General features: G+C 47.5%; 18 protein-coding genes. 16 read left to right on the top strand and 2 right to left on the bottom strand.

Annotated features, from left to right (window positions below; genetic code table 11):
* Nucleotides 1-5: 5 nt before the first annotated feature.
* A complete protein-coding gene (locus ACESLK_RS02360; protein WP_372661645.1) occupies nucleotides 6-1,148 on the bottom strand; it encodes a GntR family transcriptional regulator in 1,143 nt (380 codons plus the stop codon).
* Between the two features lie 326 nt (nucleotides 1,149-1,474).
* On the opposite strand from ACESLK_RS02360, the gene ACESLK_RS02365 reads away from it, so the two are divergent.
* The 14 genes from ACESLK_RS02365 to ACESLK_RS02430 all read left to right on the top strand — a co-directional run bounded on the left by ACESLK_RS02365 (nucleotide 1,475) and on the right by ACESLK_RS02430 (nucleotide 21,938).
* The gene (locus ACESLK_RS02365; RefSeq protein WP_372661647.1) at nucleotides 1,475-3,529 is read left to right on the top strand and encodes a GxGYxYP domain-containing protein; all 2,055 of its coding nucleotides are present in this window, start codon (nucleotides 1,475-1,477) and stop codon (nucleotides 3,527-3,529) included.
* Nucleotides 3,530-3,953: 424 nt separating this feature from the next.
* Nucleotides 3,954-5,291: an extracellular solute-binding protein gene (locus ACESLK_RS02370; RefSeq protein WP_372661650.1), complete on the top strand. Its 1,338-nt coding sequence runs from the start codon at nucleotides 3,954-3,956 to the stop codon at nucleotides 5,289-5,291.
* An 81-nt stretch (nucleotides 5,292-5,372) separates the two neighbouring features.
* Nucleotides 5,373-6,323 carry a carbohydrate ABC transporter permease gene (locus tag ACESLK_RS02375; protein ID WP_372661653.1) on the top strand — a complete coding sequence of 317 codons (951 nt, stop codon included), beginning with the start codon at nucleotides 5,373-5,375 and terminating at the stop codon, nucleotides 6,321-6,323.
* Between the two features lie 11 nt (nucleotides 6,324-6,334).
* A complete protein-coding gene (locus tag ACESLK_RS02380) occupies nucleotides 6,335-7,168 on the top strand; it encodes a carbohydrate ABC transporter permease (RefSeq protein WP_372661656.1) in 834 nt (277 codons plus the stop codon).
* 25 nt (nucleotides 7,169-7,193) lie between these two features.
* Entirely contained in the window at nucleotides 7,194-8,987 is a 1,794-nt protein-coding gene (locus tag ACESLK_RS02385; protein WP_372661659.1) for a glycoside hydrolase family 66 protein, read from the top strand.
* A gap of 113 nt (nucleotides 8,988-9,100) precedes the next feature.
* The gene (locus tag ACESLK_RS02390; protein ID WP_372661662.1) at nucleotides 9,101-10,864 is read left to right on the top strand and encodes a cache domain-containing sensor histidine kinase; all 1,764 of its coding nucleotides are present in this window, start codon (nucleotides 9,101-9,103) and stop codon (nucleotides 10,862-10,864) included.
* 24 nt (nucleotides 10,865-10,888) lie between these two features.
* Nucleotides 10,889-12,448: a response regulator transcription factor gene (locus tag ACESLK_RS02395; protein WP_372661665.1), complete on the top strand. Its 1,560-nt coding sequence runs from the start codon at nucleotides 10,889-10,891 to the stop codon at nucleotides 12,446-12,448.
* 15 nt (nucleotides 12,449-12,463) lie between these two features.
* Complete coding sequence (locus tag ACESLK_RS02400) at nucleotides 12,464-13,717, top strand: extracellular solute-binding protein (RefSeq protein ID WP_372661668.1); 1,254 nt, start codon at nucleotides 12,464-12,466, stop codon at nucleotides 13,715-13,717.
* Nucleotides 13,718-13,855: 138 nt separating this feature from the next.
* On the top strand, nucleotides 13,856-15,667 hold the full coding sequence (locus tag ACESLK_RS02405; RefSeq protein ID WP_372661671.1) for a sensor histidine kinase: 1,812 nt from the start codon (nucleotides 13,856-13,858) through the stop codon (nucleotides 15,665-15,667).
* Nucleotides 15,642-16,403: a response regulator transcription factor gene (locus tag ACESLK_RS02410; protein ID WP_372661674.1), complete on the top strand. Its 762-nt coding sequence runs from the start codon at nucleotides 15,642-15,644 to the stop codon at nucleotides 16,401-16,403. The genes ACESLK_RS02405 and ACESLK_RS02410 overlap by 26 nt, the downstream gene beginning before the upstream one ends.
* 109 nt (nucleotides 16,404-16,512) lie before the next feature.
* Complete coding sequence (locus ACESLK_RS02415) at nucleotides 16,513-17,853, top strand: ABC transporter substrate-binding protein (protein ID WP_372661677.1); 1,341 nt, start codon at nucleotides 16,513-16,515, stop codon at nucleotides 17,851-17,853.
* An 83-nt stretch (nucleotides 17,854-17,936) separates the two neighbouring features.
* Nucleotides 17,937-18,821 (top strand): carbohydrate ABC transporter permease, encoded by an 885-nt coding sequence (locus ACESLK_RS02420; protein WP_372661680.1) that lies wholly within the window; start codon nucleotides 17,937-17,939, stop codon nucleotides 18,819-18,821.
* A gap of 14 nt (nucleotides 18,822-18,835) precedes the next feature.
* Nucleotides 18,836-19,663, top strand: coding sequence for a carbohydrate ABC transporter permease (locus ACESLK_RS02425; protein ID WP_372661683.1), 828 nt, complete (start codon nucleotides 18,836-18,838; stop codon nucleotides 19,661-19,663).
* Nucleotides 19,664-19,694: 31 nt separating this feature from the next.
* Nucleotides 19,695-21,938 (top strand): FAD-dependent oxidoreductase, encoded by a 2,244-nt coding sequence (locus ACESLK_RS02430; protein ID WP_372661686.1) that lies wholly within the window; start codon nucleotides 19,695-19,697, stop codon nucleotides 21,936-21,938.
* 64 nt (nucleotides 21,939-22,002) lie between these two features.
* On the opposite strand, the gene yyaC is transcribed toward ACESLK_RS02430, so the two are convergent.
* Nucleotides 22,003-22,587 (bottom strand): spore protease YyaC, encoded by a 585-nt coding sequence (gene yyaC / locus ACESLK_RS02435; protein ID WP_372661689.1) that lies wholly within the window; start codon nucleotides 22,585-22,587, stop codon nucleotides 22,003-22,005.
* 206 nt (nucleotides 22,588-22,793) lie between these two features.
* Here yyaC and ACESLK_RS02440 point away from each other — a divergent pair, with 206 nt between their 5' ends.
* Nucleotides 22,794-24,266: a sigma-54 interaction domain-containing protein gene (locus tag ACESLK_RS02440; protein ID WP_372661692.1), complete on the top strand. Its 1,473-nt coding sequence runs from the start codon at nucleotides 22,794-22,796 to the stop codon at nucleotides 24,264-24,266.
* A complete protein-coding gene (locus ACESLK_RS02445) occupies nucleotides 24,256-25,629 on the top strand; it encodes an aspartate aminotransferase family protein (protein ID WP_372661695.1) in 1,374 nt (457 codons plus the stop codon). The genes ACESLK_RS02440 and ACESLK_RS02445 overlap by 11 nt, the downstream gene beginning before the upstream one ends.
* Nucleotides 25,630-25,635 lie beyond the last annotated feature (6 nt).

The raw sequence follows: 25,635 nt of genomic DNA on the forward strand, positions 1-25,635 counted from the left end.
GTTAATTACTTACGAAGACTGCCGGTCGTTTGCCGGACGACTAACTCCGGGTCAATCAATGTTTTGGCGTATTTGCCGCTCTTGCCGTCACCGCCCTGTATGGTTTCAAGCAGCATGCCAGCCGCGCGATAGCCCATTTCAATTTCGAATTGTTTAACATGGGTGAAGATGCTAAACTCCTCCACAATCGACGTTGGGTCGTCAAAGCTGACGATAGACAGGTCGTCCGGTATGGCAAGCCCCGCCTGACGGGCCATTTGGTAGATTTGGACCGCGAGTTTTCCATTGAGCGAGATGTATGCCGTCGCCATCTTGTTTCGAACATACCGGTATAGTGGATGTGCCTCGGCATCCTTCAAGCTCTCCACGCGGAAGTCGGTAATTATATGGGCCGGATTGATGAGCGCGCCTTTATCTTTCAAAGCGCTCATGTATCCCTCGATCCGTTCCTGCACCGTGACGGTTTGCAGCGGCGAATCGGAACAGATGGCGATTTCACGGTGCCCGAGTTCCCACAGGTAATCAACCGCAAGACTCGCGCCCTTCCTGCCATCGGCGGCAATGTAGTTGGTCTCCACTCCTGGCAAGTAACGGTCGATTAGCACGAACGGAAAGCCGGCAAACTTCATGCTTAATATTTCTTCGTTATACTGCTCCTCGTCCACCGGGAAAATAAGCAGCCCTTCCGCCCCGATTTCCTTGAGCGTCTTGATGGCTTCTTTTTCTTTCTCGATTTCGCCCCCCGAGAGCAATATCATGCTCCGGTAGCCTTTCTCGCCGAGCGCCTTTTGAACGCCTTCGATCAGCCGGATGGTGAAATAGTCGTAGATGGAAGGCATGACGAGGCCGATGATACGCGTCTGAACTTTAGATCCCAGACGCTCCGCGAATGGGACGGCAGAGGATTGCTGCGACTCGGGCTCCCGTCCGCTGACGAAGCTGCCTCTTCCGGGCACTCGGTTGATGATTTTCTCGTTAGCCAAGCCGGACAAGGCGTTAACGACCGTAATTTTACTAACATTGAAGAGCTCCATCAGCTCCTTCTCTGTCGGTATGCGGTCGCCGGCCTTTAATCCCTTCGAGTCGATCTGTTCGCGAATATAATCCTGGATTTTCTGGTAGAGCGGAATGCGGTCGATTGTGTTCATCTCTAATCACCATACTTCTGATGGATATTTGTAATATATAATATAGCCTTCTTCTGTATTAAGCAATAACTCTCCTTTGGCGCAGCATAGGGACGAAGCATCATAAACTGCACGTTCACGCACATCATTCTACCTAAATTCTGACTGATATATGTTTTTATATGGGAACTTTTGTCGAAAGACTTGAAATATCTATATGTAATATATTTAATATGTATTATGAGAATCATTTTCTCAGATAAAAATATTCAGCTAATGGTGGAGGTGAATGGGGAAGGAAAAGAACTATAGCTTCACCATACTAAAAAAAGACGAGGTGTTCAATCATGCTTCGAAAGTTAACGACCGTCAGTCTCACTCTGATCTGCACGCTGGCTTTATCGCTCGGCGTATCCGCCAATCCCGTCTCGAAGCAGCAAGCAGACTCGATTTTGTGGCCTGATAAGCAAGCGCTTCCAACCTTTGCGAAAGCGAAGCAGCTGGAAGTCGCGGACATCTATGATGCACCCGGTGATATCAAGCTGCTTATGGCCACTTTACAAGGCATCGTGAACCGCGCTGAGCCGCGCATCTACCTGCTGGAAAACGAAGAGGAAGGCAAGTTTACTTGGCTAAACGATTTGGATATCCCTTACACAGTTAACGACAGTTATTGGGATGTTGTCATGCGCTTCAAAGACGAAATCAAAGGTATCATCATCTACGACCCGAAGATTCCGGACTCGATCAATGTGGCTACCACAATGGCAGGATTGAAAGATGCCGTCGTGGTAAGCCCGGAGCTTGCGCCAATATTATCGGCTTCCCCTTACAATCTGATTGTACTCGAAGACCTGCAGGGTAAATTCACAGATCGAATGGATGCCTATACCTGGCAGTATGAGCATCTATGGGAGCAAACGACCCATCGGATGCTGATCGGGTTAAGTCCGGACACTTCTATTAAGATTCCTTCCGGCATTCCCGCTTCGTTCAAGACGATTGCGGAAGAGACGACACAGGAACGCGACGCCAATAACCGGAAAACGTATGATTTGGATCTATCCGCTTATTTGGGTAAAGAGTCCGTTTACCTTCGCTTCGACGATGCCTTCCCGCAAGACGGTTGGGGTCCGGCAGTTCATCAAGTGACAGTGAAGGCCGATGGGCAGGTGATTGCTCAGTTTATCCCTGGTACGCGAGAAGAAGTACCATTCCTATACGACGCTCAAAATTCGCAGGTATCCGCAGGAAGCGGAGGTCACCGTTTTGCAGACAACGGCCGCTACTTCGTATACAAATTCACGCCGCCGACCGGCACAATGCAGTTGACTGCTTCCGTCGATATGTGGAACCAATTCAAAGTTTCCGCAGGCAACGAGCAGCCTCCTTCGTCGCAACATAAAGAACCGTACGGCTACCTTCGCGATTATGCAGTCGCGAATAGAGCCATGGTCTTCTGGCTGGACGCGAACGTGCCGGAACAGAAAGCTCTCTTCGAGAACATTATGTCGGACGTTGAACCCGGAACGCCCTATCTGGGCTGGTTCAGCAACGACGTCGAAGGCGAATTCAGCGGAGTAGAAATTACGTCGAACCATAGCGTATATGTCCTCGCCGCTGACTGGTTCAGCAATCTAACCGTATTCTCTGGAACGAAGAAACAGTCGCCAGAGCCAAAAGCCGTTAAAGCGCCGAAGCTAGAGAATAAAATTTATGTCACGTATACGGTTAGCGAAGGCGATAATTTCCAATATAATCAGCACCGCATGCGGATAATTTGGGACGACCCAAACCGTGGAAAGGTACCCATCAACTGGACATCGAGTCCGCTTCTTTACGACGGCGCTCCCGCTATGCTGAACTACTATCAGTCGACTGCGACCGAGAACGACCTGCTCATCGCCGGGCCGTCGGGAGCCGGTTACTTCTACCCGAACGCTTGGCCGGAAAACACTTTTCCGGATTTCTTGAAGCAAACTTATTCGTACCTGAAGAAAACAGGGATGACCATTCCATACGTACTGAACCGGATTGACGGAGAAAACGTTCCGCTCAGTGAATCGAGGACAGCCGCCTATCGGAACGATTATAAAGTCCCCGGTCTTTTCTTAAGCTGGGAAAACCGATATGGCGTGGAATTATTGAACGGCGACCTCCCTGTATCGACGATTCAAGGCATCAGTACCGCACAAGACGGCAAAAATATCCTAGCGGAAGCCAAATCGCAGTGGGACGGTAAATCGCCGCTGTTCGTCTCCTTGGGGCTGCTTGCTTGGAGCATGACACCATCGGATGCCGTTGCGATTACTGATTCGCTCGGATCGGATTATGAAGTCGTTCGGGCTGATCATTATTTCTCACTTATTCGGGAAGCGAACGGACTTCCATCCAAGCCATAATTTCATTTCTGACTCAACCGGTATTCTGCGGAGGCTAATAAGTTCCCGCTGCGGGTCGAGTTTCGGCGATTTAATAAGTGTAAGGGGCTGTCTAGTAAGGTCGTTAAAGACCTGAGAGACAGCCCCTGTTTATTGGTGGAACCTGCAGTTTATGCAGTTCAAATGTTTTAAAAACAGTTTTTGGCGAAACAACCTGCTAGGTTGAAACGATAACAGCGCTCCACGATGCCGACCTTGCTTGCTCAAAGGTGTCTATTGTTACACAGAAGACCGTAATATAACACACCTTCGCTATTTAGCAAGTAAAGGAATTAACCAAATAGAGAAATATACTACTCCAAAAGTGTAATGAAAACGGTTACTTAACGTTTTTAATCCCCGCATAATAAAGGAGCAGTGCAAATATAAAGGAGGTCATCATCTCATGAATGGGTACAAAAAGTTGTTTTATGGAGTTCTAGCAACGGTAATAGCTATCTCACTTACTGCGTGTGGAAGCGGTAACAATAATGCTTCTACTCCAAGCGCGGCTGGGAATAGCGGAAAGGCACCCGCTTCCGAAGAAGGAAGTGCGCCTGCTGCAGACGGCAAGAAAGTGACAATTGAATATTGGCATACCTATAGCGACCAGGAAGAAAAAGCGCTTATTGAGGAGATTAAACCGCTCTTCGAGAAAGAAAATCCAGGAATTGAATTAAAGCTGACGCGCATGCCATACGAAGGACTTAAAGAACAAGTTATAGCAGGGGTAGCCGGCGATGCGGCTCCCGATCTCATGCGGATGGATATTATATGGGTTCCCGAGTTTGCTAAGATGGGAGCGCTTCAGGACGTTAGCAAGTTAGATGGCTTCGATGAGCTGAAAGCAAGCGTATTCGAGTCACTGATGGCAACCAACTTCTATAATGGCGGATATTACGGCGTACCCGTAAACACCAATACAAAGATTGCGATCTATAACAAAGCAATCATGGATGAAATCGGACTTACGGAAGCTCCGAAGACCATTGAAGAATTGGTTTCAGCTGCAAAGCTGGCCGTTGGGAAGGGGAAAAAGGGAGGAATCGGGGTCTCGGGAGCTAACACTTGGGGAGCACTTCCTTACTTCTGGACGTTAGGCGGTTCAATGACGAATGAAGACTATTCCAAGGTTGAAGGTTATTTGAACAGTCCCGAGAGCGTGAAGGCGCTTGAAACGATCGTCCAATGGAACAATGACGGGCTTGTGATCCCAACTATTCTCGGAGGCGAACCGGGAACATGGGATGGAATGAAAAACAGTGAATACTTGATGATTGATGACGGTCCTTGGTTTTATAGCATTCTCATGAACGAGAAGGATTCTGCATTCAAACCAATGGAGCACACGGTACGCGGCTTAATCCCAGCAGGACCCGGCGGAAGCCGTTCGGTTGTCGGCGGCGAAGATTTAGTTATGTTCGCGAATTCCAAACATCCGGTGGAGGCTTGGGTATTCGCGAAGTGGATGCTTAAGGACGAACCGCAAAAAATCATGAGCAAATTAGGCTTAATTCCCGCGAACAAGGCAGCGGCGAACGATCCGGCTTTTCTAGAAGTACCTTTCGTAAGCGAGTATGTGAAGCAGCTTGAAACGGCTCTGCCTCGTACGCCGATCCCGCAATGGGGCGAGATGGAAGGTATCGTGAATCTGGCATTCGAAAAAGCGGTGCGCGGTGAGTTGAGTGCCCAAAAGGCATTGGATGAAGCGGCTAAAAACATCGAAGCGATTTTGAAAAACTAATATTGATCCAAAGAACCTTCGTCTGGGCAGCTGGGCGAAGGTTTACTCTCTCATCCGAGAGCAAGAGAAGGGAGTATAAAGATGTCTATCGAAATCGCAGGACAGAAGGAAACCGGTCGTAAGCCCAAAGCATTTAAGAAGGGCCTGAAGCAATGGATTGCTGTTCTGCCTTTTATTTTATTGGGTGTTGTGGGTACGGCCATATTCGTCATCTACCCTATGATCAAGAACATCCTGATCAGCTTTCAGGATTACAGCATCATGCCTAATGCCGTAAATCCCTATATTGGCTTCGAGAACTACACATCCGCATTTACCGATCCGAATAACAAGGTTTGGATGGCGATTAAGAATACATTCTTAAACGTATTCGTTACAGTCCCTATCAACTGGTTCCTAGCCATCGTATTTGCCGTATTGATTAATCTTCATTTCGTGAAGTATAAAATCGCGTTCAGGACGGTTTATTACCTGCCGATCATTACCTCATGGATTGTCGTTGCTTTTTTGTTTCGCTTTTTGTTTGCGAGCGGCGAGTATGGCATTATCAACTACATTTTTTATAAACAGCTGGGAATCTTCGATGAGCCGATTAATTTCCTTGCGAATTATTGGACGGCGATGATGGTGATCTGGCTCTTTCATATTTGGAAAACGGTCGGTTGGGGAGTTGTTATCTATTTGGCGGCGCTGCAGGGGATTTCCAAAGAATATTACGAGGCGGCGCAGATCGATGGCGCTAACGGAGTTCAACAATTCAGAAGCATTACGGTTCCCATGCTCGTACCGGTAACGGCCTTTGTTCTTATCAACCTGATCAATGGCGCTTTCAACTTTTTCCCTCAGGTTTATTTCATCACCAGGGGCGGGCCTATGGATCAAACGCAGACGTTGCCTAGCTTAATGTATATTCAAGCGTTCAAGAACTTTAACTTTGGTTATGCATCCGCTGTAGCCGTCATGATGGGGATTGCAGTATTTCTATTGACTTATACCCAGATGAAAAAATTCGGCAACCAGCGGTTTTTATAGGGGGGCAAACAATGAGAACAAAATGGCACATGCAGCTCCTTATATACATTGTCATCATACTTGGAGCATTGGCTTTTCTATTCCCCTTCATTTATATGATAATGACAACCTTCGTCAAAGGCGCCTATTCTTTGCCGCGGCCTAGCGAGGTGTTCTCGGTTACTCCTAACTTGGATAACTACCAGATTGTCTGGAGCAAGAACAATTTTGCTAGATTCTTCCTGAACAGTACCCTTGTTACGATCGTGGCCATGACAGGCAGCTTGTTCCTAGGCTGCTTAACCGCGTATGGGTTTGCTAGGTTCCATTTCCCAGGGAAAGAATTCTTATTTCGTACATTCCTGCTGACTATGATGATTCCCGGCGTAATCAACATCATTCCTCAGTTCCTTATCATCAAGTCGCTTGGATTGGTGAATACCTATTGGGGTCTTTGGTTGATCTACATCGGCGGCGGTGTTGTCGGAAGTACATTTTTCTTAAGAGGTTTCTTCCAAAGCATTCCCAAGGAATATGAGGAGTCCGTATTGATAGACGGCGGAGGGAACTGGCGAATTTTCTGGAACATCTACCTGCCTCAATCTCTTCCGGCGATCGGCACGCTAGCGGTACTTTCATTCCAGGGTACATGGGAAGAGTACTTTACCGCACTCGTTATTATCAAGGACGAAGCGTTGCGTACGCTGCCGATTGCGCTTCTCATGTTTAATGACAAATATGCAACGAACTACGGATGGGTATTTGCCGCTTCCGTTATCGCTCTTATTCCGACCGTAACCTTATATATGATCTTCCAGAAACGATTTGTCCAAGGCGGATTTAATGAAGGCGGAGTCAAAGGATAAGTCAATAGAATAGGAGTACACTTAAATGACATGGAAATGTTCAAGAGGTCAAACAACAGTAATTGTATTCCTCAGCTGCTTTTTGGTTCTAGCAGTCGGATGCACTAAAAAGCAAGACATTAAAGCAGAAGAGGTCGTGAAAGTCCAAGCGGTTATGGAAAGTGTATCAACTGATAAAGCCGCCTACAATCCTGGGGAATCCGTAAAATTCACGCTTCAGCTCAAGTTAGCAGAAACGGGTTCGAAGGTAAGGGTACAGTACCGGCATCTTGGCAAGATCATCGGAAATGATGAGCATGAGTTAGACCGACAGCAGATCGAATGGAGTTGGGAACCGCCAACGGACGATGGCAAAGGATATATGGCGGAAGTGTTTATTGTATCTAAAGACGGAGTGACGGATCATCTGAACATCGGCGTGGATATCTCTTCCGACTGGGCCAAGTTTCCGCGTTATGGCTATTTGGCGGATTTCCCAAGCATGAGCAAAGAAGAAATCACTAAAGTGATAGATCGTCTAAATAGATTCCATATCAACGGGATTCAATTCTACGACTGGCAATACAAGCATCATGAACCTATCAAGATGGATGCCGACAAGCCAGCCGCGCAGTGGAATGATATTGCGAATCGGCCTGTCGCACTGGAAACCGTGAACAACTACATTGAGTTGGCACATGATCGGAATATGAAAGCGATGAATTATAACCTCTTATTCGGTGCATACGAGAATGCGGACAAAGAGGGTGTGAAGAAAGAGTGGGGTTTGTTCAAAGGCCCTGCGCAAACCAACCAGGATAAACATCCGCTTCCAGATAGCTGGGCAAGCGATATTATGCTGTACGACCCTCAGAATACGGAATGGCAGGATTATTTGATCGGGAAAGAAGTCGAAGTGTTCAAGCTTCTTCCCTTCGACGGATGGCATGTCGATCAACTAGGAGACCGCGGATCGCTCTGGAATGCGGCCTCGAAGAAGGTTCGACTTCCGGAAGGCTATGTATCCTTCTTGAAAGCGGCAAAGCAAAAGCTGGATGTCGATTATGTGATGAACGCGGTTGGCCAGTACGGCCAGGCTTTCCTGGCTGCGGGAGCGCCTTTAGACTTTCTATATACGGAAGTATGGTCGGGTCATCCCAAATATCGCAGTCTGAAAGAAATAATCGATCAAAACAGCAAGTTCAGTAAGAATCAATTAAATACGGTTCTTGCAGGGTATATGAATTATGACTTATCCAATTCCCCGGGAGAGTTCAATACTCCAGGTGTCCTCCTCACGGATGCCGTGATATTCGCTTCCGGCGGATCCCACTTGGAGCTTGGAGAAAATATGCTGTCCAAAGAATATTTTCCTCACAAGAACCTGTCAATCCCTTTAGAATTGGAAGAGCAGTTAATTCGTTATTATGATTTCCTTGTCGCCTACCAAAATGTTTTGCGGGATGGAATGGAAGAGTCGGAGTTGCAGGCAGAAGGATCCGGAAATATCGGAATATCTACTGACGCTGAACAAGGTAAGATTTGGTCCTTTGCCAAGAGGAAGAACGGCATCGATATCGTCCACTTCATTAACTTCTTAGATGCGACTACCATGGAATGGAACGATGCAGCGGGAACGCAAGCCGAACCGTCGGAACAGCGTGATATAGCTATCTCATTCCAATCAGACCGCAAGGTGTCCGAGATCCTGTTCGCTTCACCGGATTATTACAACGGCTCGCCGGTTCAGCTTCAATATGAAGAAAAGGACGGCAAGGTAACCTTAAAGCTTCCGAGACTCAAATACTGGGATATGATAACGGTTAACTACGAGAAATGAAAACAAAATTAGAGTGGCGCAGCCTGAAAGCGGTTGCGTCACTTCTTTCCAGTATATAACCCCAAATTTTTCAGGTAAACTAAGAGTACAATCGCGTATAAGGTGGGCAGAAAATGCTGCTATTCGAGAAAATTTCGAACCGCTTCGCCTCAAAGATGATTATGGCTTTTCTGCTGATTATTCTCATTCCAACAACGCTGTCGGGCTTCTTTTTTTATTTGGAATCCTCATCGCTGGTCAAAAAAAATGTTCGAGCATCGACGGTTCAACTTACCAAGCAAACAGCTGATTCCGTGTCCTCTATCCTGAATGCAGGCAGCGATACGTCAGATTTAATATATGGTGATTTAAAGGTGCAGCAAGCAGCTATGAACTATAATGCCAGCTCGTTAGGTGCCCAAGACCAGATCAACAAATCGTTATCTTCACTCTTAAATAATGTGGTCTATTCCAGTTCGTTTGTCAGGATCGTATACATCTTGGACGCAGACGGATGGAGTTGGGGGAGCGGGACTTTCTCGGCATCCAAGCTGAAGAAGGCAAATCTCACTCAGCTAGACTGGGTAGAAGAGTCCAAAAGAAAAGATGGAGAGCTCATCTGGCAAGCCTTGCGAAAAGATCCTTTCAGCGGTGGTGGAGATAACACGGACTTGGTGCTCCCGATCAGTAGAACGCTTAAAGATTTCGAATCCTTGAAGCAGATCGGTTTGCTTGTCGTGAACTTAAATGGCAAGGCCATCATCAATACGATCAATAAGGTCAGGCTTGGAGAAACCGGAAGGTACATGGTTGTTAACCCGGAAGGGATCATCATGATTGATGCTGATCTATCGCGTATCGGCCAGCGGATAGAGGAGCCTGATTTGTACGATCTTGTCCTAAAGGACGATTCGGCTGAGTTTGAGTATTCTAGCGAGGAGATTCACTATTATGGCGTGAAGCAACTGCTGAGTAATGGATGGATTCTCGTAGGCACTGTACCCTCTTTGGAAATTACGGGCGCTCTAGACAAACTCCATAATCGGATCCTTTTTACCTCGGCTTGCTTCGGTCTGTTAGCGATTCTTGTTGGCCTTCTAATTGCAAAGAGGGTAACGAATCCGATCAAGCAACTGACTTTAGATATGAAGCGAGTACGGCAAGGTGACTTGAAGGTCAGGACGGAAGTTAAATCTACGGATGAGATAGGCTTGATGAGCAAGCATTTCAATAAAATGCTGGATGAAATTGAACAGCTTATGAAAAGGATCGAAGAGGAGCAACGCCTGAAGGTTACTGCAGAGGTTCGTGCTGTTACTTATCGGATTCATCCTCATTTTCTATACAATACCTTAAGCACGTTGAGGTGGTTGATTCGTTCGGGAGAGAATGAGCGTGCCGATCAGGGATTGGGAGCCTTAATAAGATTACTAGAGGCCAATATGGGCAAAAGCGGTCAATTGATCACGGTGGTAGAGGAACTTGATATTATTGAAAAATATATCGCGATTCTGGAAATGAGATACGAGCATAAATACGAGCTGTCGGTGGATATAAAGCCCGGAATTCATCAGGTTATGATCCCTAGAATGCTTCTTCAACCGTTAGTAGAGAATGCGATCTTCCATGGGTTTGTTCCTTTGAACCGCGGCGGGAAAATACGGATCGAATTGTCGGAGGAGCAAGGGAATTTGCATATTCTAGTCAAGGACGATGGAGCGGGAATCCCGGAGGATCGGCTGCGTAAGCTTACTTCCAAAGATGGGTTTATCCAAGGCGGTATCGGGCTGCGGCATGTCCATGATTCCCTTAAGCTGTACTGCGGCGAAGGTTCCCTTATTTCTATTACAAGTGAGGTTGGAGCGGGAACGCAATTCATCATCATGATGCGTATGTAGATGCGCAGGATTGGAGGGGGAAGCATGGAGGACCAAGTGTTAATCGTGGATGATGAGCCGATCATTCGCAAAGGTTTGAAGAGCTTCATCGAATGGGAGAAGGAAGGTCTTTCCTTACAAGGAGATTGCGCGAATGGCTTTGAGGCTCTTGAGATCATCAAGTCTCAGCATATAGATATTCTTATAACCGATATTAAGATGCCGGTGATGGATGGTCTTCAGCTGACTAGAGAAGCACTCGAAGTGAACCCGAATATGAAGATTGTTCTAATAAGCAGCTATAACGAGTTCGAATATGTTCGTGAAGGGATGAAGAGCGGTGCCATCGATTACTTGTTGAAGCCTTCTCTCGAAGCGGATGAATTAGTCTCTGTCCTTAGGCGCTGTAAGCAAGGCCTGCGACATCATCGGGAGCAGCTTGATGTGATAGAGAAATATAACAATCATGCTCTCGTGCTCCGGCGCAAGAAATATGAGCAGGATATAATTAAACTATTGGTAACGAATCATAGCGACTCTCGATTGGTGGATATATTCGGTGAGTATAATGGCACATACATGTGTGCTTTTGTTATATTGGATGGGTTGCATGATTGGCAAGAGCGATACGGTAAACTTCATATCAGTGTGATTTATGAAGATATTCAGGCTATATTCTATGATTCCTTTGACAAGGGCACAGCTCCCCTATTGGCAGGTGAAGGAATCTACCTTCTCTATCCAGATGCCGAATCTGCCGAAGATGCGGAAGTCATGTTGTATCAATTCAAGAAACTTGTTGAGGATGCGCTAGGCATGCAGATCACAATCAGCTATTGCATGGAGCAAGCAACACAGCTATTGGAAGAAAGCATCAACAAGAGTCGGTCAGCGGGCTTGCTGCGATTTTTCGAAGGAACGGGAAAGATCTATAAATGGCTGGAACTGTCCAAGATTCGTGAAAATGAGACTGAGCATATTGAAATGAACATGCATACCCTTCTGGAGATAATCCGCAAATCCGAGCAAAGTACATCCGTAATAGAAACTCTTGAAGCTCGCTGGAGGAGTAAGGAGCTTTCGTCTGAGCAGGTTAAGAAAGAGGCTGTCGAGTTTATTACCGCTTTTGCCTATTCCAATGGGGTATCCAGATCCTATTCCGATTTCAGGGAAAACGTGTGGCGGTGCGAAACTCTGGAACAGGTAGAATCGACCGTACGAGGCTTGATGAAGGAAATGGAGCATCCCAGCCTGTTGCGATTGAATGATAAGGGCCATAGCGGACAACTGGTAACCAAAGCAATCGAGTACATCAAGCTTCATTACTTAGAGGAGCTAACCCTGCAGGATGTGGCTGATTCGATTCACGTTAGCAAGAACTACTGCTCCAACTTGTTCAAGAAGCAGGCTGGACAGAATTTCATTGATTATTTAATCGATCTTCGTATGCATGAAGCGAAGAGATTATTAGTCCTGGGCGAATGTAAAATCTATGAGGTCGCTGAGAAATCGGGGTTCAATGATGTGAAATATTTCAGCAAGCTGTTTAAGAAAATCACCCAGATGACACCTCTGGAATATCGGGAAAATCATCAAAGCGGTTGATTAGGGGAGAAGGTTATGCGAAGAAATTTAATTACCGTCTGTATTTTGTTACTGTTGACGGCATGCGGTCAACAGTCCATTATCGGTAACCGCAGCTCTGTTGAGAAGCTGAATAGTCCCACGAAGCAGGTCGTTGAATTCTGGCATACTTACAGTGATGAGGAGACAAGAATTCTCGAGGATATATTGATCCCTGCGTTCGAGAAGAGCTATCCCAGCATTCAAGTGAATCCCGTCAGGCAGGCTAACAACACCGAATTGAAGTACACGCTGATCTCGAAAGCCTCAGCCAACAGATCGCCCGATGTCGTTCGGATGGATATTGCATGGGTCCCCGAATTCTCGCACAGCGGATTGTTGATTCCCTTGAGTGATTTCGACGATTATGAGTCGGTAATGGATTTACTGCAAAGGAATGCAGGATCCGCTGGTTATTATGCGGGGGCTTCTTTTTCTCTTCCGATTAATGTGAACACCAAAGTCCTGATATTCAATCGTCAATTGCTCGAGAAAGCAGGGCTGTCAGATTCGCCAGAGAGCTTCCAAGAGGTCATTGAGCTTGCGCGGAGAGAAAGATATTCGATTGGGTTAACCGGATTAGAATCATGGCAGAGCTTGCCCTATATTTATGCTCTCGGAGGGCAGATGACAAACGAGAGCTATACCCAAGCAAGCGGCTATTTAAATGGGGACGCTACGGTTAAAGCGGTTGAGGTGCTTCTTTCCTTGTACCATGAGAAGTTGATTGATCATACGCTGTTAAATGGCGGCGGTGACTATTGGGAAGGGGTCAAAACAGGGGGAATTCTACTTACTGATGATGGACCGTGGTTTTATAGCGTCTTCCAAGGATCGGAGCTAGAGAGAGCATTAGACTCCACTATTGCTGTACCGTTCCCGCATCAGCTTGGACCCTCTTCCATTATGGGCGGGGAGGATTTGGTTATTCTAAAGGGTTCGAAAAATCAGAAGGAAGCTTGGGAATTCATGAAGTGGATGACAACAAAAGAATCGCAAATCATGATGTCCCAAACCGGTATCATTCCCACGAATTTAGAAGCTAGAGCAATAAAGGTAAAGGGAGAGTCATTCATCCCTCCCTTCGCGGAAGCCTTAGAGCATACGTTTCTTCGCCCGCCGGTTAAGAACTGGGGTAGGATTGATGAGATATATGGCACCTATATGAAGAAGATCTTCCAAGGGGAGTACTCGGTAAAGGAAGGATTAACGGAGGCAGCAGTGAAAATTGATAAATTGCTTCAAGAATGACATATTAATTATCATTGAAAATGCAGTAAATCCCAATGAGCCCTGTCTCGTTGGGATTTTTTTTCTTCTCGATTGTTTTGGTAATTTGTTTTACTATTACCAATAATAACATTCAGATACCAGCGGAGGCATATTCGCATGAACAGATGGATCCGGCGCTTAACACCCGAAACGTTCAAAAACCGCATATTAATGGCCTTTTTACTGTTAGTGCTGGCTCCCTTTGTATTGCTCGTTATCTATAACTTCAGGGAAACGGAGCGAGTCCTTCAGGAGGAAGCCTCTGCCAAGAACCTGGACCAGCTGGTGGAGATCGAGGAATCTTTCCTAGATGTTCTGGGTCTTGTCATGAAAACAGGCCTGCTTCTGGAACAAGATACTACCATTCGAGAAGTCATGAAAAATCCTGAGATATATGATGATCCAATAGAGCGGAAAGATCTCGTGGAGAACAAATTCGCGAGTATTGAGAATAGCTTTTTTCTGACTGGTACGACCGTGTATTATACGCTAGTGGATAAGCATGGGTATGTTTATACCTCATTTGCCCCCCGTGAACAGCTGAATTATGACTCCATAACAAACGAATCATGGGTACAGAGATTATCCTTGGGCGAAGGTGAACGGTATATTTGGAATGCTAAGGATATGAATTATGTCAGCCCTGTAGTGAAGCCGAACCAGAATATGCTCAGCCTGTATCAGATGCTTCGTGACGATAGTCTGAAAGAATATGCTTATGCACGAATAAGTATCGATTACGAGCAATGGTTCAATCGAACGACGAGAGATCGGCAGCGGGAAGGCTATTATTATTTACTGGATCATACAGGCAAGTCTATGGTCCAATCCTATCATGAGGAAACGATCGACCCTTCGGTCATGCAACAAATGATAAGCGAAAACGATCCGTCGGCATCCGCCTCAATCATCAGTGAAAGTGAACAGGCGATGTACACTTTCAGTCGAATTCCGCAGTTGAACGGGTTCATCGTGAAGAAAGTGCCGATGTCGTTGCTGTTCGAAGAAGTGGACACGCTGAAGCAGCGCTTTTTCGTTATATTTGGTTTGATTACGCTTGTATTTGTGTTTATGACCTATTTTATTTCCTCGACCATCACCGTACCGCTTAAGAAGTTTCAGAGGAAGATGGAAAGCTCGGTTAAAGCGAACCTTAAGGTGAAGCTGCCCGAGCAGGGAAGAGGGGAGGTTCTGGCGCTTACCCGGAGCTTCAACACGATGATCGACGATATCAATGCCCTTTTGGAAAAGCTTCAGTTGGAGGAACGGCAGAGGCAGGTCGTCAGATTTCAAGTACTGCTCTCCCAGATGAACCCCCATTTTCTGCTGAATACTCTCAATACTATTAAGAGCATTGCCCTTGAAAAGGACGAGGACGACATCTATGAGATTTGCGTCTCGCTAGGCAAGATCTTAGAAACGACATTAAACCTGGAGGTCGATCTCATCCTGCTGAAGGAGGAGATTGCCCTCATCGAATCGTATATGCGAATTCAAAGTGCCCGGTTCGGAGGGCATATCACAATTAGCTATGAAGTCAACGATGAGCTGCAGTATGCGCTCATCCCTAAGTTCTGCCTGCAGCCTCTTGTGGAGAACGCCATCATTCATGGCTTCGGTCAATCCCTGTCGGACGGCAGAATTGAAATCAAGGCGGAGGCCCGCAATTCGAACCTCTATTTAGAGGTAGCGGACAATGGAGTAGGAGTGGAACGAGCGAAGGAAAAGAAAGTGTCACGCAAGCGCAAAAGCATAGGAGTGCAGAATATTCGAGAAAGCCTAGAGCTGCTATTCAAGAATCAGAGTACAGGTTTGTCATTGGAGTCTTCCGAGAGCGGTACCCGGGTTATGATGCATTTGCCGCTGTTACTATCGAAACCTTATCAGAAGGAGGCGGATGGAGATGTGGCGGACCTTAATCGTGGATGATGAACAGCACGCGAGAGCTAGCCTTACCAAGCTGATGGTAAAATCAAAGCTGCCCTTCGAAATCGTGGGTACGGCGAATGATGGACAAGGAGGCTTGGAAGCGATTCGCAAGCTTCAACCGGATGTAGTCATTACCGATATAGACATGCCCGTCATGGACGGAGTAAAGCTGCTCAAGTCGGCGAGAGACGAAGGTTATGATTGCCGGTTTATCATGCTAACCTGCATGAACGAGTTCGAATATGCGAGGCAGTCTTTGGAGTTCGGGGCATCAGGTTATTTGCTTAAGCTATCGATGGATGTGGACGGGCTGAAGCAAGCGATGGGCAAGGTATCAAGGGAGCTTGAGCAGCAAGAACAGCTCCGCAAGGCGGAACGCTGGTTTCCGAAGAAGGACGAGGGCGAGCCGACGGATCACCCTGAGATGAACAAAATCATTCGGCATATCGAAGAGCATTACGCAGAGGAAATTACGCTTAAACGCGCGGCAGAGCTCATATCGATGGATGCGAGCTACGTAAGTGACTTGTTCAAGAAGAAAACGAGCCAAACGCTGACCCATTACGTGCAGAACCGCCGAATTCAGGCAGCCAAGATGCTGCTCACAGAGACCAATCAGCCGGTGGGCGAGATTGCCCGGCAGGTTGGCTTCGAGAACGACAACTATTTCATCAAAATATTCAAGCGCTGGTGCGGCGTCACTCCGAGTGAATTCCGAAAAGAAGAGAATAAATGATCCAAAAATCGTTCCATCAAACGCCAAATAACGTTCCTTACCCCTGCTATGCCCCAGTGCTAAGATTTAATTAGGCAAATAAACAACTTTCTTATAGGGGGAAAATGGGATGAAAAGAAACAAGCTCTTGTTAACTGTACTTTCTCTTATAATGGTGATGGTCCTGGTCGCCGGCTGCGGAGGAAACAACAATGCAGCAAAGCCATCTGCAACGGGATCGGCTCAAGCATCGGAGAGCGTTGCACCTAGCGAACCAGCCAAGAAGATCAAGCTTACGTTCTGGGGCGGCGTTCCTGCCGAAGCGGGACCGCAAGCGGTTGCCGACTCGTGGAATGCGGAAAATCCAAACGTGCAAGTAGAATATATACGCTACGTTAATGACGATGCGGGTAATCTGAAGCTGGATACTGCCCTGCTTGCCGGACAAGACGCAGACCTCTACATTAGCTACACCCCGTCTAGATTGCAAAAACGAATTGATGCCGGAGTAGCGGTCGATCTGAGCGCTAAGACGTCGGACTACAACATAGACGAGCAGATGGGCCCTGATGCCAAGCAGTGGCTGATTAATGACAAATATTACGGAATTCCGACGAAGAAGAACATGGCTTTCATCTGGCTGAACAAGAAGATGCTCGATGATGCTAACCTGCCGATTCCTCCATTGGATTGGACATGGTCCGATGTGCAGGAATATGCTGCTAAGCTGAAGCGGGAAAAGGTATGGGGCCTCCTGCAGCATGAAGCCGCATTCACTTCCCAATTCGACGGAACAATCGCCGCAGAGGGATACACAAAAGCGGACGGAACCTCGAATTTCGATAATGCTTATTGGAAGCAAGGGTTTCAAATCCTGCATGACATGATGTTCAAGGATAAATCAACTCCGGAGTACGGAGAGCAGCTAACTAGCAAAATGCCTCTGGATACGATGTTCCTTAAAGGCGAAGCAGCGATGCTGACGGCGGGCGAATTTATTTTCCGCAATGCGAACAACTTAGTCGACTTCCCGCATGATTTCCAAATCGCATTCGCACCTATTCCGAAGATTTCCGCAGATCAGACCAACTTTAAATATCCAGGCGGCCTAGGCGACGTATTGTCAGTAAACGCGAAATCCGAGAACCAAGAGGCGGCATGGGAATTCGCGAAGTGGTATGCTGACGGCGGAATGCTTCCCATGGCACCAGGCGGAAGAATTCCATCCTCCAAGAGCGTGGACAGCGCGAAAGCTATTGATCTGCTCCTGAAGGGTGTAGAAGACAAATATGATCGTGACTCTCTAAATAAGGTTGTATTCGGACAATTCGAATCGTTCCAGCTTAACGTGCCGCAGCAAGTCGTAGATGCGCGTAAAGAGGAATACGAGAAGTATTTCCTGAACAAGCAGGACATCGATACGACGCTTAAGAACATGGCTGAACGTCACAACCAACACATCAAGAAATAAGCTGCGTAAAGGAAAGAAGAAGGAGCAGCCTTGTCCTTCTTCTTTCTTCATCTTTACCGGTCGATTAAGAAAGGCGGGCTGATATGAATAAGACTGGCTGGCTGCGCAAGCAAAGCTGGATGGGTTACGTGTTTATTCTGCCGAACATGGTTGGCGTTCTGCTATTTTTCATACTGCCGGCACTGTTCTCGTTCGGACTTATCTTTACCGATTATCAATTCTCGAATCCGAATGTTTCATTTACGGGTTTGGACAACCTGAAGCGGATGTTTCAGGACGATCAGTTCTATAACGCTATCCGGAATACGGCAATTTTCCTGCTGTCAGTCCCTCTCTCGCTTGTTCTTGCCTTCGTGGTGGCGCTTATTCTGAACAAGAGCGTTTATCTGAAAGGGCTGCTGCGCGGGATGTTCTTTCTCCCTTATATCTCAAGCGGGGTAGCCGTTGCATTCGTCTGGATGCTGCTGTTCCAGCCCTCTCAAGGGCCGATCAACGAAATTCTTCGCTGGGTCGGATTCGCCTCGCCGCCAGGCTGGTTCGCCGATACCGAGACTTCGATGTTTGCAATTGATATCATTCAGATCTGGTTCTTGCTAGGCTACAACATGATTATTTACCTCGCTGCGCTCCAGGAAATATCTCCTGAGCTGCTTGAAGCAGCGAAAATCGATGGAGCTAAGAGTAGAACGATTACCTGGCGAATTGTTTGGCCATTAGTTAGTCCAACCACGTTCCTGCTGCTGATTACGGGCCTCATCATGACAATGAAGTCCTTCTCCTTAATTCAAGCGATTACGCAAGGCGGACCGAGCGGAAGTACAACTATTCTGTCCTTGTATGTTTACAAAACCGCCTTTAGCTATTATGAAATGGGTTATGCTTCCGCCATCTCCTGGTTCCTGTTCGCTGTCATCATGCTTATCACCATCATTCAGTGGGTCGGTCAGAAACGCTGGGTCCATTATTAGAAAGGGGAGCTCCCATGAATAATTTAGAAGGCTCTATTAAATTCAAGATTCCATTGACGGTGCTTATGCTCATCTGCGGCGTGTTCATGATTCTCCCCTTTCTATGGATGATCAGCACATCTTTGCAGGGCCCGAGCGAAGTGTTCACGAGATGGCTGCCGTCTAAGCTTGACTGGAGAAGCCATGATCGGATCTGGACGGGTAACTATAACTTCGTTACTTATTATTGGAATTCGATCAAGGTGTCTGTTTTTAGTACCTTCGGAGCAGTCTTTCTTTCTGCGTTCGCTGCGTACGGTTTTGCAAGAATCGAATTCAAAGGCCGAGATACGATGTTTCTTATCTACTTGTCCATGATGATGATTCCTCCTCAGGTTTTATTCGTTCCCAAATTCATCATGTTTAACTGGATGAACATCTATAATACTCATTGGGCATTAATTTTACCTGGTCTATTCTCGATCTTCGGAGTATTCATGCTGCGACAATTCTTTATGAGCATTCCTAAGGAAATCACGGAATCTGCATTTATCGACGGCGCCGGTCACTTTCGTATTTTCTTCAAGCTTGTCTTGCCGCTGGCCAAGCCGGCCTTGGCAACCTTCACCATCATTGATTTCTCCTGGCATTGGAACGACTTTGAGAATGCGCTCGTATTTCTGTCAAGCCCGGATTTGTATACAATTCCGCTCGGCCTGCAGAACTTCATTCTAGAAAACAACGTTGATTATAACGGTATGATGGCAGCTGCTACTGCTGCGATCGTTCCGATGATCCTGATATTCATGATCGGACAAAAATATATTATTCAGGGCATTTCCGGTTCGGCCGTAAAGGGCTGAACATCCATCAAAGCATTGGGAGTGTGATCATATGAGATCTGAGTTGGTTCAAACACAAGTCGCAGTTGTAGGGGGTGGGTTGGCAGGCGTCTGTGCAGCAATTGCGGCGGCAAGACTTGGTCAGACGGTTTCCCTGATCCAGAATCGTCCTGTATTGGGCGGGAACTCAAGCAGTGAGGTGAGAGTATGGGTTTGCGGAGCAACCGGTCACGGAGTAAATCGTTATGCCAGGGAAACAGGTATTATGGGCGAATTGTTCGTGGAGAATCAGTATCGCAATCCAGAGGGCAACCCTTACCTGTGGGACCTGATTATATTAGAAGCGGTTAAAGCGGAGAAGAACATTCAACTGTTCCTGAATACAGATGTTCATGAGGTGGAAGCGACTGGACCGGAGGAGCATCGGCAGATCAAATCCGTAACGGGCTGGATGATGGGCTCCGAGCGAAGAATCCGCTTCGAGAGCTCTATGTTCCTGGATTGCACGGGGGATGGCTTGGTTGGATTTCTTGCTGGAGCGAAATTTCGGATCGGACGGGAAGCCCGGCATGAATACAATGAGGACTGGGCTCCCGAGGCGGCGGATGACATTACGTTGGGAAGCACGATTTTGTTCTATACAAAGGATGTCGGCCAACCCGTAAGGTATATTCCTCCGAGCTTCGCAAAGAATATCGCGGAAACCTCCATACCCGTACGTCGCGTCATTCGGAGCGGGGATTCAGGCTGTCACTACTGGTGGATCGAGTGGGGCGGAGAGCTGGATACCGTACATGAGAACGAGAGAATACGAGATGAGCTGTGGTCCGTTATTTATGGAATCTGGGACTATATTAAAAATTCAGGTAAATTCGAAGCTGACAACATGACATTGGAATGGATCGGCTCACTTCCCGGCAAAAGGGAGTATCGGCGGTTTGTCGGTGATTATGTATTGAATCAGAATGATATTGTGTCGCAAAAGCAGTTCGAGGATCGTGTGGCATTCGGAGGCTGGTCCATCGATTTACATCCGCCGAAAGGAATGTACGCGGAGGAAAGCGGTTCAAAGCATTTCCATCCGGACGGAATTTACCATATTCCGTTCCGTTCGCTGTACTCGAGTAATGTAGATAATCTGTTGTTCGCGGGAAGAAACATCAGCGCAACGCATGTAGCCTTCGGTACGACGAGAGTAATGGCCACCTGTGCGGTAATCGGCGAAGCTGCAGGAACAGGCGCTGCCCTGTCTGCGATGAAGGGAATTACCCCTAGAGAGCTTTATCAGTCACATTTGTCTGAGCTTCAGCAAACATTGTTGAGACAAGATGCATCGATCATAGGGCTCCGTAATAAGGACGGCAGTGACCTTGCCCGTAGTGCGAGAGCTGAGGCTTCCAGTACTCAGAAGCGCTTGGAAATAAATGAGGCTGCGGCGGCTTATCTTCTTCTGAACCCGGTAGGGATCGTCTTTCCTGTTTCAAGGAAGCTGGATACGATTACTTTGTTGGTAGACGTTCTATCGGATACAGAAATGGCGATTAAAGTGCACCATACGGGGAAAAAAGAAAACTACATCCCTATGGAGATCATCGCTGAGAAGACTATACGAGTATTCCAAGGAATGAAACAGTGGGTTGATTTTCCGTTCGAGTACGATACTGAAGAGCCTCTCAATTTGTTCATAGTCATACCTGCAAATTCAGAGATTAGATTATACACGGCCGATGAACAGCAATTCGGAATGCTGTGCTTCGAGGATAAGGTATCCTCCTCCGCGGATTTTTCCAGCTTCTCGGATACGCAGCAAATCATGACCTGGCAAATGAAAGGCGTACATCGGACACCGTTTTGCATCAAGCTGTCACCGGAGACAGCTGCTTTCGAACCTGAAGCGGTCATTGATGGGTACACTAGACCTTATGCCGGACCTCGCGCGTGGGTATCCGAACGGATGGCTGCGGGTCAGGAGGAATGGGTGTCTCTTGAATGGGATTCGCCTGTTAGCTTCTCTGAGGTACACATCACCTTTAACGATGACGTGAACGAGGATTTAATTAACCTGCATCATCATCGGACGCCGTTCGAGATCATACCGGAGCTCGTTAAGGACTATCGGGTAGAGGGCAGGGTAAACGGAGAGTGGAAGGTACTGCTTCGAGAAACAAACAATAGGAAGCGTAAACGGATCCATCTGCTTGGCGAGCCGGTGCTCACAAACAAGCTCCGAATTGTGGTCGAAGCGACCAACGGTTGCACGCGTGCGGAGATCGTAGAGGCAAGAGTATACAAGTAAATGGTAAAGGGTAGTTCTGGAGGTCAATGACCTCTTGGGACTGCCCTTTTTTTTGTTCGGGTTATTATTCTATTTGCAGTTGTACATGGTCTCCCCTAGCTGAAATGGATATGGCGACGAACAGGCTGCGGGAAATCAAATTAGCCATGCTCATGACGAGGTGAAGACGGGTGTTCTGAAGGACTTGATATTCCAAGAAGCCGCCTAGATTAACCACTCCAGAAATATGCATATCTCCGACGGGCGTTAACGTCTTCTTCACTCCAGCACCAGGTCTTATAGGTCCATTGCCGATATGAATCATCCCGACGCTGGCAGCGCTGCCTAGGCAAGCATCTATCCCTATGAGGTAAGGAGCCGCGAATGTTCGATTGATCTGCTCAAGCGTATCATCCAAGTTCATAGCATGAATGGGGTTTTCCAACGTACCATAGAAGTCGAACGAGGAGGAGCGGTATTTGCTCAGTATAGTACCTATAAGCGGACCTAGCGAATCACCCGTACATCGGTCTGTTCCAATACAAACAACGACAATTCTCTTGTTGGGAGGGATCTGTTTAATATAACTGCTTAGTCGGTTGGCGAGTCGCATCGAAGCTGCAGGATCTGTATAGGCGACCTTAAAAGGCAATTCATTCATTAGTGTCATCTATATACCTCGAAGGGTTAATAATGGATTCGCTGAAGTAGAATAATTTAATGATACAATATGTATCATTAAATATCTATAACTATTTTGCGAATTTGACCCTGCTCAGTCGAGATGAGTCTGTTCGGACTGATATTTCCATGCATAAACTAACATGAACGGCGGGGCTACTGCGTTAGAAGTACTACAGGAGGGGAGCAGAGCGGATGAATCATTCCTTAAGTCATTGGTCACCCCAATTCGAATGGATTCTCCAAATGATTAATGTCGGTGTCCATATCGTCAACAGAAGCGGCCAAACGGTTTTTTACAATGAAATGATGGCCCAAATCGACGGTTTGGAGAGAGACCTGGTTCTCGGAAAAAATATTTTTCATCTGTTTCCTTCTTTAACCGATGAGTCGAGTACTCTGCATTTGGCATTAACGCATGGGAAGAGATCCAGCGAATCCATCCAGACTTATGTCAACATGAAAGGTAAGAGAATTACGGCGATCAACAGCACCTTGCCGCTCTATGAAGGGTCTGAAATCATCGGTGCCGTTGAGATCGCCAAAGATGTCACCAAGATCATGGACATGTATGATGAGATCGTCGATTTGCGCCGTCACCTGATCGAGACCAACCGGAGGAAAAAGTCCTCCGCGGGTACAGCCACTTATTGTTTTCACGATTTGATCGGATCCGACCCAACGTTCAGGCAAGCAGTTTCATTAGCCAAAAAAGCTACCCGGACCCAATCGCCGGTCATGGTTTGCGGCCCTACCGGGACGGGCAAGGAACTTATCGCCCAAAGTATTCATAATGCGAGCACTCGCCGCGATTACCCTTTTATTGCCCTGAATTGCGCGGCTGTGCCGAAAGATTTGATGGAGGGGCTGCTTTTCGGAACCAACAGAGGCGCTTTTACCGGCGCAGTTGATCGTCCGGGGTTGTTTGAGCAAGCGGACGAAGGTACGCTGTTTCTGGATGAGCTGAATAGTCTGGACATTGCCTTGCAGGCTAAGTTGCTCCGTGTTCTGCAAGAAAAGAAAATTCGCAGGGTCGGGGGCGGCTTTGAACAGGAAATCAACGTCAGGGTGATTGCGGCCATGAATATTTCAACGAAGGAAGCGTTGAGCAGCGGGATCATTCGCTCCGATTTGTTTTACCGCTTGAACGTCGTAACGGTTATGATGCCGTCTTTAATTGAACGCAAATCGGATATCCCCGAATTGGCCGAACATTTTATTCGGTATTTTAATGAGATGTTCGGGATGGATGTGAAAGGGATCAGCGCTCCGGCCGTGCAGAATTTAATGCAGTACCCATGGCCCGGGAACGTACGCGAGCTTGAGCACGCTTTGGAATATGCCTTTAATATCATCGACGGCGGGGAGGACATGATTATGGAACAGCATTTGCCGGCTTATGTGATGCAGATGGACAAAGAAGCCGCATCCTTCACCTCCAAGGCGGATCGTTCCGCGTCGCAAGATATCGATCTCCCTAAGATGCTTGAAGAACTGGAACGGGAGGCGATCATCACCATGCTGGATAAGTGCCAAGGCAATGTAAGCAAGACGGCAGAAGCGTTAGGCATCAGGCGGCAGGCGCTGCAATATAAGCTAGACAAGTACATGATTCAAAGGGTTTATGTCCAGAAGAGCGCTAAGGAGCTGTCCGGTGATGAAACTTGAACATAAGGCGCCAACCAGGGAACGCGACTATCTGATCAAGCCGCAGCTCGGTTACGACTACCCGGTCGTGGATTACGGCAAAGGGATCTATTTATACGACGCGGAGGGGAATCAGTATATCGACGGTTGCTCCGGCGCCGTTACGGCCGGAATCGGACACGGGGTGGAAGAGATTATCGAAGCCATGCAGACGCAGGCGAATAAAGTGTCTTTCGCTTACCGTACGCAGTTTACGAACGAGGCGGCCGAGGCGCTGGCACGAAAATTGAGCAAACTGGCTCCCGGCGATTTGAATTGGTCCTTCTTTGTAAACAGCGGTTCGGAGGCGACGGAAACCGCCATGAAGCTGGCCATCCAGCACTGGCAGGAGCGGGGGAAAAGCGGGAAAAACCGGATTTTGTCCAGATGGATGAGCTATCACGGCATTACGCTGGGGGCGTTGTCCATGTCCGGACATAAAATCAGGAGAAAACGTTTCGAGCCTTTGCTGGAGGATTTCCCAGTCCTATCCGCACCTTATCCTTATCGATGCCCATTCAATCACGATGACCAGCGCTATGCCGACGAGATGGAATCCGCGATTCTGCTAATCGGAGCGGATCAGATTGCAGCTTTCATAGCCGAACCCATCATTGGAGCTTCGGGAGGGGCAGTGACGCCTTCGGACGGCTATTTCACCTTGATTCATGAGGTTTGCAAGAAATACGACATTCTCTTTATTGCCGACGAGGTCATGACCGGGATGGGGAGAACGGGCAAGATGTTTGCGATGGAGCATTGGAACGTCATTCCGGACATCGTAGCGCTTGGCAAAGGAATGAGTGCAGGGTATACGCCGATTGCGGCAACGTTGGCAACGGACCGGGTGATGGAGCCGATTCTGAACGGCTCTGGAGTCGTCATGTCAGGACATACTTACAGCGCTAATCCGCAATCCGCCGCGGTTTCCCTGGCGGTGCTGGAATATGTGGAGCGGCACCGGCTGGTTGAAGCGGCGGCGGAGAAGGGGGACTATCTCTACAGGAAATTACAGCAGATGGCGCAGCGGTATCCGATCGTCGGCGATGTCAGAGGCAAGGGGCTGCTGCTTGGCATGGAGCTGGTTCGCGATTTTGGGTCCAAACAGCCGTTTCCCCTTTCCTCAAACGTCACATCGATGTTAATCAATCAAGCCTTCGGCAGAGGTTTGCTTATTTATTCAGCTGCCGGAGGATTGAATGGCCAGGCTGGCGATGCCGTCATCGTTGCGCCGCCCCTTACGATCACAACGGAAGAAATCGACAGGCTGTGCGAGATTTTACAAGAATCGATACATCACATTCAGCAGCATTTGCAATCCGAAGGTTTGGTTGATTGGTCATAGAAAGGA

It is taken from the genome of Cohnella sp., from assembly GCF_041640265.1.
In the GTDB taxonomy this organism is placed as follows: Bacteria; Bacillota; Bacilli; order Paenibacillales; family Paenibacillaceae; genus Cohnella.

Bases quoted from the DNA above. Each gene is read 5' to 3' on its own strand.
- ACESLK_RS02445 (WP_372661695.1), top strand. From the start codon at position 24,256: ATGAAACTTGAACATAAGGCGCCAACCAGGGAACGCGACTATCTGATC.
- ACESLK_RS02370 (WP_372661650.1), top strand. From the start codon at position 3,954: ATGAATGGGTACAAAAAGTTGTTTTATGGAGTTCTAGCAACGGTAATA.
- ACESLK_RS02410 (WP_372661674.1), top strand. From the start codon at position 15,642: ATGTGGCGGACCTTAATCGTGGATGATGAACAGCACGCGAGAGCTAGC.
- ACESLK_RS02365 (WP_372661647.1), top strand. From the start codon at position 1,475: ATGCTTCGAAAGTTAACGACCGTCAGTCTCACTCTGATCTGCACGCTG.
- ACESLK_RS02380 (WP_372661656.1), top strand. From the start codon at position 6,335: ATGAGAACAAAATGGCACATGCAGCTCCTTATATACATTGTCATCATA.
- yyaC (WP_372661689.1), bottom strand. From the start codon at position 22,587: ATGACACTAATGAATGAATTGCCTTTTAAGGTCGCCTATACAGATCCT.
- ACESLK_RS02415 (WP_372661677.1), top strand. From the start codon at position 16,513: ATGAAAAGAAACAAGCTCTTGTTAACTGTACTTTCTCTTATAATGGTG.
- ACESLK_RS02390 (WP_372661662.1), top strand. From the start codon at position 9,101: ATGCTGCTATTCGAGAAAATTTCGAACCGCTTCGCCTCAAAGATGATT.
- ACESLK_RS02420 (WP_372661680.1), top strand. From the start codon at position 17,937: ATGAATAAGACTGGCTGGCTGCGCAAGCAAAGCTGGATGGGTTACGTG.
- ACESLK_RS02440 (WP_372661692.1), top strand. From the start codon at position 22,794: ATGAATCATTCCTTAAGTCATTGGTCACCCCAATTCGAATGGATTCTC.
- ACESLK_RS02400 (WP_372661668.1), top strand. From the start codon at position 12,464: ATGCGAAGAAATTTAATTACCGTCTGTATTTTGTTACTGTTGACGGCA.
- ACESLK_RS02395 (WP_372661665.1), top strand. From the start codon at position 10,889: ATGGAGGACCAAGTGTTAATCGTGGATGATGAGCCGATCATTCGCAAA.
- ACESLK_RS02385 (WP_372661659.1), top strand. From the start codon at position 7,194: ATGACATGGAAATGTTCAAGAGGTCAAACAACAGTAATTGTATTCCTC.
- ACESLK_RS02430 (WP_372661686.1), top strand. From the start codon at position 19,695: ATGAGATCTGAGTTGGTTCAAACACAAGTCGCAGTTGTAGGGGGTGGG.
- ACESLK_RS02360 (WP_372661645.1), bottom strand. From the start codon at position 1,148: ATGAACACAATCGACCGCATTCCGCTCTACCAGAAAATCCAGGATTAT.
- ACESLK_RS02375 (WP_372661653.1), top strand. From the start codon at position 5,373: ATGTCTATCGAAATCGCAGGACAGAAGGAAACCGGTCGTAAGCCCAAA.
- ACESLK_RS02405 (WP_372661671.1), top strand. From the start codon at position 13,856: ATGAACAGATGGATCCGGCGCTTAACACCCGAAACGTTCAAAAACCGC.
- ACESLK_RS02425 (WP_372661683.1), top strand. From the start codon at position 18,836: ATGAATAATTTAGAAGGCTCTATTAAATTCAAGATTCCATTGACGGTG.